A 15,833-nucleotide genomic window follows, 5' to 3' on the forward strand; every position below is an offset into this window, starting at 1 on the left:
TTTATAAAAGTAACTTTACCAAGCAATCAATCGCTTATAAAGCGCGCTAGCTCTTCATCTTCCTGTTTAAGCAGTCGATGCCAATCGGCCTGCTGCAACCGGATATCAACCACAAATTCTCCCTGCTCCCCGAACGATTCATTCACGACTCCGTTCATGGCATAGAGTCGACTGCGCAGCCTGGACGCCGATGGCGGCAGGGTCAGTCGATGTTCCACCAACACCCCGGCCAACAATTGGTTCAGGGCGTCCAGCAACTCCTCTATGCCCAGTGCTTCTTGCGCCGACAGCCAGACGGCTCTGGGCTGCCCCTGCTCATCCAGCTCGACACGGCTGCTGGGTTGCTCCAGCTTGTCTATCTTGTTGAACACCATCAGCACGGGTATTTCGTCGGCTTCAATCTGTTCAAGCACCGAATTGACTTCGTCGATATTCTCTCGCATCTGCTCATCGGCACAGTCCACCACGTGCAGCAGCAAATCCGCATCACGGGTTTCCTGCAGCGTGGCCTTGAAGGCGGCGATCAGATCATGGGGCAGATGACGGATAAAACCGACGGTATCGGCCAGGATCACCGAGCCGGCATCGGGCAACTCAACCTTGCGCAGGGTCGGATCCAGGGTGGCAAACAGCTGATCTGCTGCATAAACCCCGGCTTGAGTGATTCTATTGAACAAGGTCGACTTGCCGGCGTTGGTATAACCCACCAGCGACAGGGTCGGGATCTCGTTACGCTTGCGCGCGCGCCGCCCCTGCTCGCGCTGGCGGGACACTTTTTCCAGTCGTTTCTGAATATACTTGATGCGTTCACGCAGCAAACGACGATCGGTTTCCAACTGGGTTTCACCGGGGCCACGCAGGCCGATACCGCCTTTCTGTCGCTCCAGGTGGGTCCAACCTCTGATCAGCCGGGTCGATAAATGGCGCAACTGGGCCAGTTCAACCTGCAGCTTGCCTTCGTGGGTACGGGCCCGCTGGGCGAAAATATCCAGGATAAGACCGGTACGGTCCAGCACCCGGCATTTCACTTCCCGCTCCAGGTTACGTTCCTGGGCCGGGCTCAGACTATGGTTGAAGATCACCACATCGGCCTGATGCATCTGCACCAGAGCCGCCAGCTCGTCCACCTTGCCGGTACCGATAAAGAATTTAGGCTGGGGAGAACCCCGGCTACCCGTCAGTACCGCACAGGTGGTTACCCCGGCGGAGTCGGTCAGTAATTCCAGCTCTTCAAGATCTTCCCGTTCACTGTCATCGGAAAAATCGACATGAACCAGAATGGCGGATTCGCCGCCTTGATAACGCTCAAACAAGGGGTGTCCTCCGTCTTTCAGAGCATGCGCGCGGCAAGAGGCTGCAACAAGGCAGCAGGGAATGGAGAATCAAGATCAATCCTGGTCCTGTTCCGGTTCGGCGGGTTCGGCGCCACCGGTTGGTGGCGTCACTAAATGCACCGGCCTGGCGGGTACCACGGTCGAAATGGCATGCTTGTACACCATCTGACTGACGGTATTTTTAAGCAGAATAACGAATTGGTCGAATGACTCTACCTGTCCCTGCAACTTGATGCCATTCACCAGATAAATAGAGACGGGGACCCGCTCTCGTCGCAGCGCATTCAGAAACGGGTCCTGCAAAGATTGTCCCTTAGCCATCTTGTTGTCCTTATCTTTTGTCATTATAAAAATTGTTATTGTTGTCTTTCGTGTTGGGCCTGCCTGATCTGTGCAATCACGTCATGGCAAACCTCTTTATTATCGGTATCCAGCCATTGCAGATCCGGCCATCCCCTGAGCCAGGTCAGCTGCCGCTTGGCCAACTGGCGGGTGGCGGCAATACCGCGTTCCACCATTTCATCATAGCCGACAACCCCGTTCAGGTAATCCCACATCTGTCGATAGCCGACACAACGAATAGACGGCAAATCGGGATGCAAATCACCTCGCTCATGGAGCGTCCGAACCTCCTGTTCGAAGTCCTGAGACAGCATCTGCCGAAAACGTTCGGCAATACGCCGATGCAGCTCGGCCCGATCGCCGGGTGCAATCGCAAACTGTAACACTTTGTAAGGCAAGGGATCACCCTTGCTCTGCGTTAATTCTGTGAGCGTTTTACCGGAAATACGAAAAACTTCCAGCGCCCGGGACAGCCGCTGTGGATCGTTGGGGTGAATTCGCGCCGCCGCCACCGGATCTATGTCGGCCAGTTGATCGTGCAGTCTGTTCCAGCCATATTGCCGGGCCTCTGATTCAATTTGGGCTCTCACGGTCGCATCGGCACCGGGCAAGGGAGACAGTCCCTCCAGCAGGGCCTTGAAATAGAGCATGGTGCCGCCGACCAGCAGCGGAATCCGGCCGGCAGCCGAAATCTCGGCCATGGCTGCCAGGGCGTCACGCCGAAAATCGGCGGCAGAATAGGCCTCTGCAGGATCCAGTAAATCGATCAACCGATGGGGGGTCGCGGCCTGCTCGTCGGCCGTGGGCTTGGCGGTACCGATATCCATCCCCCGGTACACCAACGCCGAATCGACGCTGATCAGCTCACAGGGCAGTTCCCGGCACAGCTCCATGGCCAGGCTGGTTTTGCCCGATGCCGTGGGGCCCATCAAAAAGATTGCAAGGGGTTCAATCCCCATCTGTCCACCTGTCTAGTTGTTGCTCTATCGCCACCGGCTGCAGAAACGGCAGCTCATCCGGCATGTCCGGCTGCAGTTGCTGCCACAAGGTCATCGCCTCGATCATGGACCATGGTTGTCGGTCAGAGGTTCCCTGTTCGGCCAGCCACTGACAAAGGGACCATGGTTCTGCCTCCCGATCCAGCCGCGCCAGTAATTCGGGGAACAGACGAGCCAGATCCGCATGACGCAACGGTTGCGGCACCCGGGTCAGAATAATGGTGTCGCCGGCAGCGGTTTTCAACTCTATGCCTAACTTTTGCAACTGCGCCTGATGCCGTTCCAATGCCGCCTGCTGCCTTGAGTCGAGGGCAATGCGGATGGGCAACAACAGCGGCTGCGGAGTCAGTCCCTGTTGCCAGACTTCGAGCAGGGCCAGACCATCGGCGTAGGCGCTGGCCCGGTTGAGATCGCAGAGCCAGAGGCCTTGCCGATACAGCACCACCAGGCCTCGCTCCTTGACCAGCAGCAGTGGTTGGCCATGTTCGAGGCCTGCCTGCAGTACGCCGGCATCATGCGCGGATGACGATAAATACGGTGTCTGCACGTCAGATGAGGCCGTATCCTGTTCGGCTGCCACCGTGGTCAGCAGGCCATCGATGCCCTGCCATTCACCACGACCGATAGTACCCGGCCGAGACTCGCGTGCAGACATGCCGCCGCCATAGCCATGACGAGGAGCCTGATAGCTGACCGATTCTCGGTGAGTGTCCGAAGACTCAGATACCGGGGCCGTCACCCCAAACGATTCCTCCACCTCGCCGGTGTCGGTATCGACGCTGGGTTGCGGTAGCTGTTGCCGCTCCAGTACCTGCAGCAACACCTGGCAAATAAAGTCATGCACCAGCCGGGACTGATGAAAACGCACCTCATGCTTGGCCGGATGCACGTTTACGTCTACCTCCCGCGCATCCAGCTCCAGATAGAGCACAAAGGCCGCATGCCCCTCGGCGGGCAGGCGATCGCCGTAGGCCTGACGCACCGCATGATTGAGCAGTTTGTCTCGCATCATGCGGCCATTCACATAGGTATATTGCACATCAGGCTGGGCCCGGGCCGCGCTCGGCGGCGCCAGCCAGCCCCATAACCGCAGGCCGTGGTGCTCGCTGTCGAGCTTCAGCGCCGAGTTCATGAAGGCCGGGCCACACACCGCCGCCAGCCGCTTGTCCTGCTGGGACGGCAGCCGACCCGCCCGGTACTGGCGTACCTGCTTGCCGTTGTGACGCAACACCAGATCGACGTCGAAGCGACTCAGGGCAATGCGGCGGATCACCTCATCGATATGACCGAATTCGGTTTTTTCGGTACGCATGAATTTGCGCCGCGCCGGGGTATTGAAAAACAGATCGCTCGCTTCTAGTGTGGTGCCCAGAGGATGCGACGCCGGCTGAAGTATGACCTCCATGTCCCGGCCGGAAGCCATCGCCTGCCAGGCCTCGCTTTGCTCGGCCGGTCTTGAGGTCAGCGTCAGCCGCGATACCGAGCTTATCGAGGCCAGGGCCTCGCCGCGAAAGCCCAGGCTCAGGATCTGCTCCAGATCTTCCAGGGTACTGACCTTGGAAGTGGCATGGCGCGACAATGCCAGTGTCAGTTCGTCCTTGCCGATGCCACAGCCGTTGTCACGGATACGGATCAGCTTGGCGCCGCCCTTCTCGATATCGACCTCGATGCGGGTTGCCCCTGCATCCAGGCTGTTTTCCACCAGCTCTTTCACCACCGAAGCCGGTCGTTCCACCACCTCACCGGCGGCGATCTGGTTGGCCAGCCGGGCCGGCAGTATCTGGATTGGCATATCAGCTCCCGGGAATATTCAGCACCTGGCCGCTGCGCACCACATCGGACTTCAGGTTGTTGTGTCCTTTCAGCCGGCTGACGCTGACGCCGTAACGCTGGGCAATCAGTGACAGGCTCTCGCCGCTTCGCACCTTGTGCTGACGTGCAGGGCCGGATGGCTGGCCGGCCACCATGGGGGCGCCCGGCCGGTTTTGTCGATAATAGGATTTCACTCCGTTGAATACTGCCTGGGCCACCTTCTGCTGGTGTGATGCGCTAAGCAACAGGCGCTCTTCCTCCGGGTTGGAAATGAAACCCGCCTCAATCAGCAGTGAAGGAATGTCCGGCGACTTGAGCACCGCCAGGCTGGCATGCTCAGGCCTGCTCTTGTGCAATCTCACCACCTTGCCCATGGCGGACAGAATATGTTCGCTGATGGCGTAACTGTCGGCCCGGGACCTGTCCATCGACAAATCGAGGAAGGTACGGGTCAGATAAGGGTTGCCGTCGGTCTGGGAAATCACCTCCCCCACACCGCCAAGAAGCTCCGACTGACGTTCTTGTTTTTCCAGCCAGCCGGCCATTTCCCGGTTGGCCCGATTGGACGACAACACCCAGACCGAGGCGCCGCGAGGGCCGCTGTTGGCCACGCTGTCCGCATGAATGGACAGCAGTAAATCGGCCTTGCCCTTGCGGGCAATATCGGAGCGCCGGTTGAGGTTAACGTAATAATCACCGGAACGGGTCAGCACCGCCCGCATGCCCGGCTCCTTGTTGATGAGAGCGGCCAGACGGCGAGAAATGGAGAGAGTAATGTGTTTTTCCTGGTTTTTCCTCGGCCCTATGGCTCCCGGATCCTCTCCGCCGTGCCCCGGATCGATGGCGATGACAATTTCTCTCTGCCCAACCGGAGCGGCCTTGCGCGCGACCGGCTGCGGGGCCCGGCTCTTGTCGGCATAAGGCAGATCGATCACCAGTCGATGACCGTAGTCACCGGCCGGAGCCAACGGAAAGACCACCGGCTTGACCCCGGATTTCAACTCGAAGACCAGGCGATAACTGCTTGCTACAGGGGGCTTGCTGTCCCGAATTTTGGTGATCAACTCGCTGTTGTTGTTGATGGCGGAAAACTTGACCCGGCTCTGGGTCCGGCTCAGATCCACCACCAGCCGATGGGGCCCATTGAGCATAAAATATTCATAGGCTGGCACCGTCCCCATATCGAGCACGATGCGGGTATTCTCCGGCGACGGCCAGATGCGGATACTCTCAAGCTGGTTTGCCCAGGCCGATACGCTGAACCACAAACAGAAAAATGCCAGTATCGACTTCACGTTTTTATTTTCTCCAGTAACGCCACTCCAGCCGGGGTGCGGGCTTCCATTAATGCCAGCCGTTGCACACCTTCGTATTTTAGTGTGACTTCCAGATCCGGCGGCGGCAGCATGCCATGGCCACGTTGCGGCCATTCCACCAGACACAGGCTGTCGGGGGTAAAATAATCACGAATACCCATGTATTCCAGTTCTTCCGGGTCGGCCAGACGATACAAGTCGAAGTGATATACTTGCCAGCCTCCCACCTGGTAGGGCTCGACCAGAGTGTAAGTCGGGCTTTTCACCTTTCCTTCATGCCCCAGGGACTGAATGATCCCCCGGCTCAGGGTCGTCTTCCCCGCCCCCAGCTCACCATGCAGAAAAATAATGAGCGCCTCGCAACAGGACTGCGCCAATTGTGTGCCCAACGCCAGGGTGTCTTGCTCATCGGCAAGCGTCAGGGTCAGAGTGTTTGTTGTCATGTTCATCATCTTGATTAATAAGACTTCTGAGTGGAGAGAGTAAATCCGATGCCAATAATCCGAGCATACCGCCATCGTTGGCCGCACTGTCACCGGCCAGGCCATGAAGACACACCGCCACCGAGGCAGCGTGACAGGGAGTCAGTCCCTGGGCCATAAAGGCGCCGATTATACCAGATAACAAATCTCCCATCCCGCCCGACGCCATGCCGGGATGACCATAATGACATAATCTGACATGGTGCTCATCCGCGATCAAAGAGCCGGCACCTTTCAATACCACCACGCCACCATATTGTTGCTGAATGGCCCGCACCGCCGCCAGCCTGTCTGCCTCGATATCGCTGGTCTTGCAGCCCAGCAGCATCGCCGCCTCACCCGGGTGAGGCGTCAGCACCCAGGGCCGTCTCACCGGCAGGTCGTTACGACGGAGAGCCAGCCACCAGAGCCCGTCCGCATCAATCACCATGGGCCTATCTGTCTCCAGTGAGGCCTCAAACAGATCCTTAGACCAGGCATCTCGTCCCAGTCCGGGGCCCAGCACCAGGGCATCCCCCCAGTGCCAGTCAGCAAAGTCTGGAAAAGCCGCCGTCATCAGCTCGGGTCGCGTTAAATTAAGCAAATGCGCATGGACCGGATGGCTGAGCAGCCGCACCAGTCCGGTGGCGCAACGTAGCGCCGCTTCACCTGCCAGGCGGACGGCACCGTTCATACCGGCATTGCCACCAGCCACCAACAAGCGTCCGACCTCTCCCTTGTGGGCACCGCGTCGGCGCCTGGGCAATTGCCGTCGCACCTGCTTCCAGTGCATAAGGGTGGCGACCGGTGTCTGGTTCAATAGCGGCTGAATACCCAAATCAGCCAGCAGCACCTGGCCGGTCACATCGGGCCCGCGCCCGGTCAGTAAACCGGGTTTCAAGCCGACAAAAGACAACGTCACCTCCGCCTCGACTGCCGTTCCCAGTATGCGGCCGGTATCGGCACAGAGCCCGGACGGCAAGTCCACCGCCAGCACCGGAACGGGGGTTTGGTTGATAAGCTGAATATGACGCCGGGCGCTTTTCCTTACGTCACCGCCGAGACCGGTGCCGAGCAAGGCATCGATGATCAAATCCGGCGTGCCCTGTAATGCATTCAGGCTGTCGATGGCACCACCATCGGCCCGATAATAATCCCGGGCAGTGGCCGCATCGCCACTCAGCCGTTCGGCATCGCCCATTTGTACCAGTTGCACCCGAATGCCGGCCGCCCGGGCCAGCCGGGCCACCACATAGCCATCACCGCCGTTATTGCCGCCGCCGGTCAACACCCACCAGTACCGGGCATCGGGCCAGCGGGCACGGGCCAGTTCAAATAGCGCCTGTCCGGCCCGGCTCATCAGCTCGAACATCGTCATACCACAGGCCGCCGCCGATTGCCGCTCTCCGGCCCGGATCTGCTCCGATGTCCACAGTGACTGTGTTAAGCTGTGAGGCTTTTCCAGACCGATGATGCCCATGACAGCTCCCGACTTTGAGACTTTGGCTCACGATATCAAGCTCTGGGCAGCAGAGCTAGGCTTTGACCAGGTGGGTATTACCGATACCGATCTCACCGAGCATGAGCCGCTGCTGGCCGACTGGCTGGACAAGGGCTATCACGGTGAAATGGACTATATGGCCCGCCACGGTATGATGCGCGCACGCCCCCACGAGTTGTTGCCCGGCACCCTGAGAGTCATCTCGGTGCGCATGAACTATCTGCCGGAGCAGGCCGCCATCGCCCGGGTGCTGAGCAGCCCGGATCTGGGCTATATCAGCCGCTATGCCCTGGGGCGGGATTATCACAAGGTGCTGCGGCAGCGTCTGAAGAGGCTGGCCGATAAAATCGAGCTGCGGGCCAGCGATCTGGTTGCCCGCCCCTTTGTCGACTCCGCGCCGGTGCTGGAGCGACCGCTGGCGGCCAAGGCCGGTCTGGGCTGGGCCGGCAAGCACTCGTTGCTGATCAATCGCCAGCAGGGCTCCTTTTTCTTTCTCGGCGAATTATTGGTCAACCTGCCCCTGCCCATCGACCAGCCAGTGGAAGAAGGCTGCGGTAAATGCGTGGCCTGCATCACCACCTGCCCCACCGGCGCCATCGTCGCTCCCTATGTGGTAGATGCCCGTCGCTGTATCTCCTACCTCACCATAGAGCTGGACGGTCCCATACCGGAAGATCTTCGCCCGCTGATGGGTAACCGCATCTACGGCTGTGACGACTGCCAGCTGATCTGCCCCTGGAATCGCTTCGCCGATGCCAGCCGCGAGCCGGATTTTTCCGCGCGGGACAACCTGCATACCCCCGAGTTGCTGGCACTGTTCGACTGGAGCGAAGCCCACTTCCTCAAGCAGACCGAAGGCAGTCCCATCCGCCGCATCGGCCATCGTCGCTGGCAGCGCAATATCGCCATCGCACTGGGCAATGCCCCGGCCAGTCCGGCCACCGTCGACGCACTGGAGCAAAAACGGGAGGCAGTAGATGAGATGGTACAGGAGCATATCGACTGGGCGCTGGCCCGGCAGCGGGCAAAACTGGCACAGGTGGATCGCAAGACAGAGCGGCTGATCCGGGCGGTGGACAAGGGCATGCCCAAACACGCCCGTTGATGACATGTATCAACCCAATTAAGTATCTGCTTGTTCGTTGAACTTCAGCTCCAGAGGCAACACCGAGTTGTCCGAAGGCGACGCCAACAGGCGGCTCCGTTACATTAATGAGGTGGATGAGTAAGTACCTGATAAAGAGACAAATACAAAAAAACCGACCATCAGGTCGGTTTTTTTGTATTTGGAGCGGGAAACGAGATTCGAACTCGCGACCCCAACCTTGGCAAGGTTGTGCTCTACCAGCTGAGCTATTCCCGCAAAACACTTTTTAATAGTCAATATTGCTCTGGTAGCAATACCGTCTTAATTTGGAGCGGGAAACGAGATTCGAACTCGCGACCCCAACCTTGGCAAGGTTGTGCTCTACCAGCTGAGCTATTCCCGCAAAACACTTTTTAATACTCAATATCGCTCTGGTAGCAATACCGTCTTGATGTGGAGCGGGAAACGAGATTCGAACTCGCGACCCCAACCTTGGCAAGGTTGTGCTCTACCAGCTGAGCTATTCCCGCAAAACACTTTGCAATACTCAATATCGCTCTGGTAGCAATACCATCTTAATTTGGAGCGGGAAACGAGATTCGAACTCGCGACCCCAACCTTGGCAAGGTTGTGCTCTACCAGCTGAGCTATTCCCGCAAAATTTCTTAACTTTTTAAAACACCGGTCTGGTAACCCATGTCTTCAATTTGGAGCGGGAAACGAGATTCGAACTCGCGACCCCAACCTTGGCAAGGTTGTGCTCTACCAGCTGAGCTATTCCCGCAGATTTCTTTTGTAGGCAGCGGCTTGCTTCACAATTGCGACTGGCTACGGGAGGCGAATTATACGAGCCGATTAATCGAATGCAAGAATTTTTTCTCACTCTCTTTCCGTTTGGCGAAAACATCGGCACAAGAGCAAAACCCGCTTATATCTTGAACACCGTTTCACGGTAGAACTGCAGTTCGGCGATGGACTCGCGAATATCGTCCAGTGCCTGATGGCTGCCTTTTTTGGTGAATTGATCCAGTAATGCCGGCTGCCAGCGACGCACCAGCTCCTTGACGGTGCTGACATCCACATTGCGGTAATGGAAGAAGGCTTCCAGCGTCGGCATGTGCCGTACCAGAAAACGCCGGTCCTGACCGATGGAGTTGCCACACAGCGGTGACGCCTGCTCCGGTACCCACTCACGTAAAAACGCCAGTGTCTGCGCTACCGCATCTTCTTCGGTTACCTTGCTCGCCTGTACCCGCGCCACCAGTCCGGAGCCGGTATGAGTACGCACATTCCAGTCGTCCATCCTGGCCAGTTCGGCCTCGCTTTGATGGATAGCCAACACCGGCCCTTCGGCCAGCACATTCAGCTCTTTGTCGGTAATGATGCTGGCGATTTCGATAATTTTGTGTTCATCCGGCTCCAGGCCGGTCATCTCCAGATCAATCCAGACCAGGTTTTCTGCGTTTTGGCTCATGTTATCTCTCGAAGCTCGGTGGCAATAGGGACAAGTTCTAACGGGAAAGTGTATCATAGCCGGCAATGAAAGCAGGTTCGAGGATATCGTGACCAAGAGAAGAAAACTCAGCAAAGGCCAGTCTCGACGGGTCAGTGATAATCACAGTCGCCGCCTGAAACGCAAACCGGCAGACACCATAGATGACAGCCAGCTCGGTCCCCAGCAGGATGGGCTGGTGATCAGCCGGTTCGGTCAGCATGCGGATATCGAAGACAGCGAACAACAGGTTCATCGCTGTAACATGCGGCGTACCCTGTCGTCGCTGGTCACCGGCGATCGCGTGGTCTGGCGCCCGGGTCTCGATACCACTCAGGGCATCAGCGGCGTGGTGGAAGCGGTACACCCTCGGCAAACCGTGCTGACTCGCCCCGACTTCTACGACGGCATCAAGCCGGTCGCCGCCAATATCAGCCAGATAGTACTGGTATCCTCGGTGCTGCCCGAACTGAGCTGTCATGTCATCGATCGCTACCTGGTCGCCGCCGAAGACGTCGAAATGCCGCCGATGATAGTGCTGAACAAGGTCGACTTGCTCAGCACAGAACAGCGCCAGCAGGCCGAACAGGCGCTGCAGCGTTATCGCGATATTGGTTATCAGGTACTGCTGGTCAGTTGCGATACCGGCGAAGGCCTGGAAGAACTCAAGCAGGCATTCAACCACCACACCAGTATCTTCGTCGGTCAGTCCGGTGTGGGTAAATCGTCGCTGGTCAATGCGGTGATGCCCGAAGTTGAGGCCGTGACCGGTGCCGTGTCCGATAACTCCGGGCTGGGTCAGCACACCACCACCACCGCCCGCCTCTATCATTTCCCGTCCGGCGGCTCACTGATCGACTCTCCCGGTATTCGCGAATTCTCGCTGTGGCATCTGGCACCGGAACGGGTAGCCTGGTGTTTCCGCGAATTTAGGGACTACCTCGGTGGCTGCCGCTTTCGCGACTGCAAACACCGCACCGATCCCGGTTGCCTGTTGCAGCAAGCGAAAGAAGAGGGCCACATTCATCCCGAACGCTTCGAAAGCTACATGCGCATCATGGATGCCATGGCCGACAAGCCAACACGCCATCATCCTACGGCCTGATTATCACCGTCATTTTTCGGAATCACCATGACAGACCATTTGAAAATTCTGCTGCAATACCTGCTTCCCAAGCATCTGTTTTCCCGTCTCGTTGGCCGCCTGGCCGCAATGGAAGGCGGCCGGCTGACCCAGTGGCTGATCCGTCGTTTCATCCGCCAGTATCGGGTGGACATGAGCGAGGCCCAACATGAAAACCCGGCCCACTACGCCAGCTTCAACGACTTCTTTACCCGCGCCCTGAAAGAAGACGCCCGCCCACTGGTTGAGAACGACGAAGTGCTCGCCATGCCGGTAGACGGTGCCATCAGCCAGCTCGCGCCCATATCTCAGGGCCGTATCATTCAGGCCAAAGGCCACGATTACAGCGCCCGCGCCTTACTGGGTGGTGACAAGGCGCTGGCCGAGCCCTTCATGGGCGGCGACTTCGCCACCATCTATCTGGCGCCGAAGGATTATCACCGTATCCACATGCCGGTCGACGGCGTGCTGAAAAGCATGATTTACGTGCCCGGTAAGCTGTTCTCGGTCAATCCGCTGACCGCCTCCCGCGTGCCCGAGCTGTTTGCCCGCAACGAGCGGGTAGTGTGCATTTTCGATACTCCGGCCGGCCCCATGGCACTGGTGCTGGTGGGGGCGACTATCGTTGCCAGCATCGAAACCGTCTGGGCCGGCACCGTCACCCCGCCTGCCGGCAAGCGGATTCAGCGCTGGGATTACGACCCGGCCACCGCTCCTCGCCTGGCCAAGGGCGACGAAATGGGTCGCTTCAAACTGGGCAGTACCGTGGTCTGTCTGTTTGCTCCCGACAAAGTTACACTGTCCGAAAGCCTGCTGCCCGGCACCCCTACTCGTATGGGAACCGAATTTGGCAGACTGAATCAGGATTAACCTGAACAGCCGCGGCCCGAGTCGGTAGCCGCGGCCTGAGTTTTCTTTTTGTTGAGAGCCAACCGTGTTTGCGCCCATTCTGTTGTTGTTAGCATTACTATTCCCAGCCCCCCTGCTGGCCGATCAGAGCGTTGCCGATATCGAAGCCCTGCTGTCGGAAGTGCCCGAGGGTGATAAACCCGAACTGAAGAAGCTGCGCGACGATTATAACCAGGCGCTGCAGCTGGTGCGCGAAGGCGATCGTTATCAACAACAGGCCAAAGATCTCAAAAAATTCATGGATGAATATCCGGCCGAGCTCAAGAAGCTGGAACGACAGCAGGCCGGCCTCAAGCCGACGGATACCGGTGACATCTCCCGGCTGGATGAAGAAGCGGTGCAGCAGGCACTGGTGGATGTGCAGGCCAAACGGCTCGAGCTCAGGCGCCAGCGTGAGGAACTGACCAATGCCCTCAATCTACAGGAGCTGAGCAACAGCGGCCTGCACGACCTGCTCGATGATCTGCGCCAGCAACTGCGTAACACCCAGCAATCTCTGGATAAACTGCAATTTGTCGAGGCTCAGGGCCGGCAGCAAACCGCCTCTCGCATCCTCACCATGGCGCGGGAGCAGAGCCTGCAACGCCGGATCCAGACGCTGGAGCTGGAACAGCTGTCTTCCGGTAACAGAGACAGCATCAACCGGCTGAGGCTGGATATTCTGCAGCGCCAGATACAGGATCTGGACGTCACCATAGACGCTCTGCAGAATCGCCAGAACGAATTACGCCGCGCCACCACGGAAGCGGCCATTGCCGAAAGTGATCGGCTGCTGGATGAAGTGGAAACCGACTCACTGCTGCTGGCCGAACAACAGACGGCCAACCAGCGTCTGTCCGGCCTGCTGAGTGAAAAAAGCCGGGAAGTGGAATCGCTGCAGCTGGAGTATCAGGCGGTGGAGCGAGCCGCCTCCGAACTGGCTGATATGAAGGTCAACCTCAAGGAGCAGTTAGAGTGGTTGCAGGTCAGCCGTGGTTTCGGCGAAAACCTGCGTAACCGCCTGAGTGAGCTGCCCCCTCCCTACTCCCTGCCTCAGCTCGAGGCCCGTATCGTACAAAGTCGGGTCGACAAATATGGCTATCAGGAATCGCTCGATAATCTGAGAAACAACAGCTACCGCACCGAATTATTGTTGAGCGACAAGGCCCAGGGAATCACCCAGCTGCAGCGGATGCAGATCGACGAGCTGCTGACTACCCAGCGCCGGCTGCTGGAGCGGCTGATCAGCGCCACCGACAATCAGATCCATGAACAGACCCGCCTGAAAGTCGCCTACAGCCGGCAGAACAGCCAGTTGCAGGAGATTCGCGCCCTCACCGACGAGCGCCTGTTCTGGTTGCCGGATTTACGCCCCATCGGCACCCAGTTTCCGGCGGCCCTGATGGAAACCCTGGGCTGGCTGCTGACCCTCTCGACCTGGACCGCCCTGCCTCAGACTCTGCTGCAACAAGGCGGTGCCAGCCTGACCCTTTATGGACTCAGCTCGCTGCTGGTGGTCTATCTGTGGATCCTGAGCCGCCGCAGCCTGCGCGCCTACCTGGAAAAAATCAGCCCACATATCGGCAATGTGACCCAGGACAGATACGACTACACCTTCAACACCCTGCTGCTCAGCCTACTGACCGCCATGCCGATACCGGCCCTGCTGTCGCTGCTCGGCAATGCGGTCGACTCTCCCTGGGCTCCGCAGGTGGTGGTCGCCCTGGCGGATGCCTTGCATCGGCTGATGCTGCCGGTATTTATTCTGCTGTTTGTCGGCAACCTGATGATGAGCAAAGGGCTACTGGTAGTGCACTTCAACCTGCCCCATGATCGGGTGCGGCGGATCTGGCGCCAGTTCCAGACCCTGATGCTGGCGCTGCTGCCCGCCTTGCTGCTGTTTTATGTCGCCGATGAATACCGGGAGTTTTCCCTGTATGACACCCTGGGGCGGTTCAGCTTTGTCGTGACTTGCCTGCTGACCAGCCTGTTTTCCTGGCGCCTGTATCGGGAAGATCTGCCGCTGCTGGTCTCCCCCCCCCGGCAGGAACAACTGACCCTGGTAAACCATATGCTGTGGGGACTGCTCATCATAGCTCCCCTGCTGGCCCTGGTTGCAACCATAATGGGCTACCTGTTCACCGCCCACACCCTGCTCCGCCAGCTGGAAGTCTCGGTACTGGTGGGCATGAGCTTTCTGATGTTCTACTACCTGGTGCGCCGCTGGATGCTGATCCAGCGGCGGCGACTGGCGTTTGAACGGGCCAAGGCCCGACGGGCCGAGATACTGGCCCAACGCAAAGAGAAAGAAGAAACCACCGAGCATACCACCAGCCCGGAGGCGGAAGCGGCCGCCGTGGCCGAGGTAGATCTGGACATCATCAGCGCCCAGTCGCTGGGACTGCTGCGTTCGGCGCTGATGCTGGGCTATATTCTCAGCCTGATGCTGCTGTGGTCGGAGATCAATACCGCCTTCAGCTTCCTCGACAGCATAGAGGTCTGGCAGGTCTCCAGCTCCCTGGCCGGAGAGGACACTCTGCTGCCCATCTCGCTCAAAGATCTGGTGATAGCACTGTTCACTGTGGTACTGACCTGGATCACCGCCCGCAACCTGCCCGGCCTGATGGAGCTGAGCCTGTTGCAGCACCTGGACTTGTCACCGGGCACCGGATTCGCCATTACCACCATCTCCAAGTATCTGGTGCTGATGATCGGTGCCTTCACCACCTTCGCCATGCTCGGCATCGACTGGTCAAAAACCCAGTGGCTGGTGGCGGCGCTGTCGGTCGGTCTGGGCTTTGGTCTGCAGGAAATATTCGCTAATTTCGTATCTGGCCTGATTATCCTGTTCGAAAAACCGATTCGCATCGGCGATACGGTCACCATTCGCGATCTGACCGGCACCGTGTCCAAAATCAAGACCCGCGCCACCACCATAGTGGACTGGGACAGACGCGAGATCATAGTGCCCAACAAGGCCTTTATCACCGAGCAGTTCGTCAACTGGTCGCTGTCCGACGCCATTACCCGGGTCAAGCTGCTGGTCAGGGTGCGGCTCGACGCCGATGTCGATCTGGTGCAACGCCTCACCTATGACGCCATCCACGAGTGCGGACGGATCCTGGATAACCCGGTACCAGAGGTGTTTCTGGTGGAGCTGACCGACTCGGCGCTGGTCTACGAAGTTCGAGTCTATGTGGAAGACATGAGCCATCGCATGCCCATGACCCATGAGCTGCACAACCTGTTGTTGACCCGGTTGCGCCAGCACGACATCAAGATACCGCACCAGCAGGTTGATATCCGTCTGCTTGGCGAACAGCCCATGTCGTCAGCTCAGCGGGGAGACAGAGCGAGCCGAGGACAGCCCGAAGCATAAACCTGATCCCGGGCCGCAATAGCCGCCCGGAAGTTACCGTATATCCCCGACATGAACTGTTGATTTAACGAGCAGAATAGGCGTAAATAACAGCTCACTC

General features: G+C 58.5%; 12 protein-coding genes and 5 tRNA genes. 4 read left to right on the top strand and 13 right to left on the bottom strand.

Annotated elements, in window-relative coordinates:
* Positions 1 to 26: 26 nt before the first annotated feature.
* From hflX to ACLEIV_RS09310, 7 genes are all read right to left on the bottom strand, one after another.
* Complete coding sequence (gene hflX / locus ACLEIV_RS09280; protein ID WP_410456372.1) at positions 27 to 1,313, bottom strand: ribosome rescue GTPase HflX; 1,287 nt, start codon at positions 1,311 to 1,313, stop codon at positions 27 to 29.
* 75 nt (positions 1,314 to 1,388) lie between these two features.
* A complete protein-coding gene (hfq, locus tag ACLEIV_RS09285) occupies positions 1,389 to 1,655 on the bottom strand; it encodes an RNA chaperone Hfq (RefSeq protein WP_410456373.1) in 267 nt (88 codons plus the stop codon).
* Between the two features lie 35 nt (positions 1,656 to 1,690).
* The gene (gene miaA, locus ACLEIV_RS09290) at positions 1,691 to 2,635 is read right to left on the bottom strand and encodes a tRNA (adenosine(37)-N6)-dimethylallyltransferase MiaA (protein WP_410456374.1); all 945 of its coding nucleotides are present in this window, start codon (positions 2,633 to 2,635) and stop codon (positions 1,691 to 1,693) included.
* On the bottom strand, positions 2,625 to 4,466 hold the full coding sequence (gene mutL, locus ACLEIV_RS09295; protein WP_410456375.1) for a DNA mismatch repair endonuclease MutL: 1,842 nt from the start codon (positions 4,464 to 4,466) through the stop codon (positions 2,625 to 2,627). Before mutL ends, miaA begins: the two co-directional genes overlap by 11 nt.
* A 1-nt stretch (position 4,467) precedes the next feature.
* Positions 4,468 to 5,781, bottom strand: coding sequence for an N-acetylmuramoyl-L-alanine amidase (locus ACLEIV_RS09300; RefSeq protein WP_410456376.1), 1,314 nt, complete (start codon positions 5,779 to 5,781; stop codon positions 4,468 to 4,470).
* Entirely contained in the window at positions 5,778 to 6,245 is a 468-nt protein-coding gene (tsaE, locus tag ACLEIV_RS09305; RefSeq protein ID WP_410456377.1) for a tRNA (adenosine(37)-N6)-threonylcarbamoyltransferase complex ATPase subunit type 1 TsaE, read from the bottom strand. The genes ACLEIV_RS09300 and tsaE overlap by 4 nt, the downstream gene beginning before the upstream one ends.
* Positions 6,208 to 7,743, bottom strand: a complete 1,536-nt coding sequence (locus ACLEIV_RS09310) for an NAD(P)H-hydrate dehydratase (protein WP_410456378.1) — start codon at positions 7,741 to 7,743, stop codon at positions 6,208 to 6,210. The genes tsaE and ACLEIV_RS09310 overlap by 38 nt, the downstream gene beginning before the upstream one ends.
* On the opposite strand from ACLEIV_RS09310, the gene queG reads away from it, so the two are divergent.
* Positions 7,742 to 8,869 (top strand): tRNA epoxyqueuosine(34) reductase QueG, encoded by a 1,128-nt coding sequence (queG, locus tag ACLEIV_RS09315; RefSeq protein WP_410456379.1) that lies wholly within the window; start codon positions 7,742 to 7,744, stop codon positions 8,867 to 8,869. The genes ACLEIV_RS09310 and queG overlap by 2 nt on opposite strands.
* Before the next feature lie 182 nt (positions 8,870 to 9,051).
* Here queG and ACLEIV_RS09320 read toward each other — a convergent pair.
* The 6 genes from ACLEIV_RS09320 to orn form a co-directional block, all read right to left on the bottom strand.
* Positions 9,052 to 9,127 (bottom strand) — tRNA-Gly (locus ACLEIV_RS09320).
* 51 nt (positions 9,128 to 9,178) lie between these two features.
* A tRNA-Gly gene (locus tag ACLEIV_RS09325) sits at positions 9,179 to 9,254 on the bottom strand.
* A gap of 51 nt (positions 9,255 to 9,305) precedes the next feature.
* A tRNA-Gly gene (locus ACLEIV_RS09330) sits at positions 9,306 to 9,381 on the bottom strand.
* Positions 9,382 to 9,432: 51 nt separating this feature from the next.
* A tRNA-Gly gene (locus tag ACLEIV_RS09335) sits at positions 9,433 to 9,508 on the bottom strand.
* Positions 9,509 to 9,559: 51 nt separating this feature from the next.
* Positions 9,560 to 9,635 (bottom strand) — tRNA-Gly (locus tag ACLEIV_RS09340).
* A gap of 144 nt (positions 9,636 to 9,779) precedes the next feature.
* Entirely contained in the window at positions 9,780 to 10,325 is a 546-nt protein-coding gene (gene orn / locus ACLEIV_RS09345) for an oligoribonuclease (RefSeq protein ID WP_410456380.1), read from the bottom strand.
* An 88-nt stretch (positions 10,326 to 10,413) separates the two neighbouring features.
* On the opposite strand from orn, the gene rsgA reads away from it, so the two are divergent.
* The 3 genes from rsgA (at position 10,414) to mscM (ending at position 15,733) form a co-directional block, all read left to right on the top strand.
* A complete protein-coding gene (gene rsgA, locus ACLEIV_RS09350) occupies positions 10,414 to 11,448 on the top strand; it encodes a small ribosomal subunit biogenesis GTPase RsgA (RefSeq protein ID WP_410456381.1) in 1,035 nt (344 codons plus the stop codon).
* Positions 11,449 to 11,469: 21 nt separating this feature from the next.
* Entirely contained in the window at positions 11,470 to 12,336 is an 867-nt protein-coding gene (gene asd / locus ACLEIV_RS09355; RefSeq protein ID WP_410456505.1) for an archaetidylserine decarboxylase, read from the top strand.
* A gap of 64 nt (positions 12,337 to 12,400) precedes the next feature.
* Entirely contained in the window at positions 12,401 to 15,733 is a 3,333-nt protein-coding gene (gene mscM, locus ACLEIV_RS09360) for a miniconductance mechanosensitive channel MscM (protein WP_410456382.1), read from the top strand.
* Positions 15,734 to 15,833 lie beyond the last annotated feature (100 nt).

Origin of the sequence: Oceanisphaera submarina (assembly GCF_046521305.1) — a bacterium.
Lineage (GTDB): Bacteria > Pseudomonadota > Gammaproteobacteria > Enterobacterales > Aeromonadaceae > Oceanimonas > Oceanimonas submarina.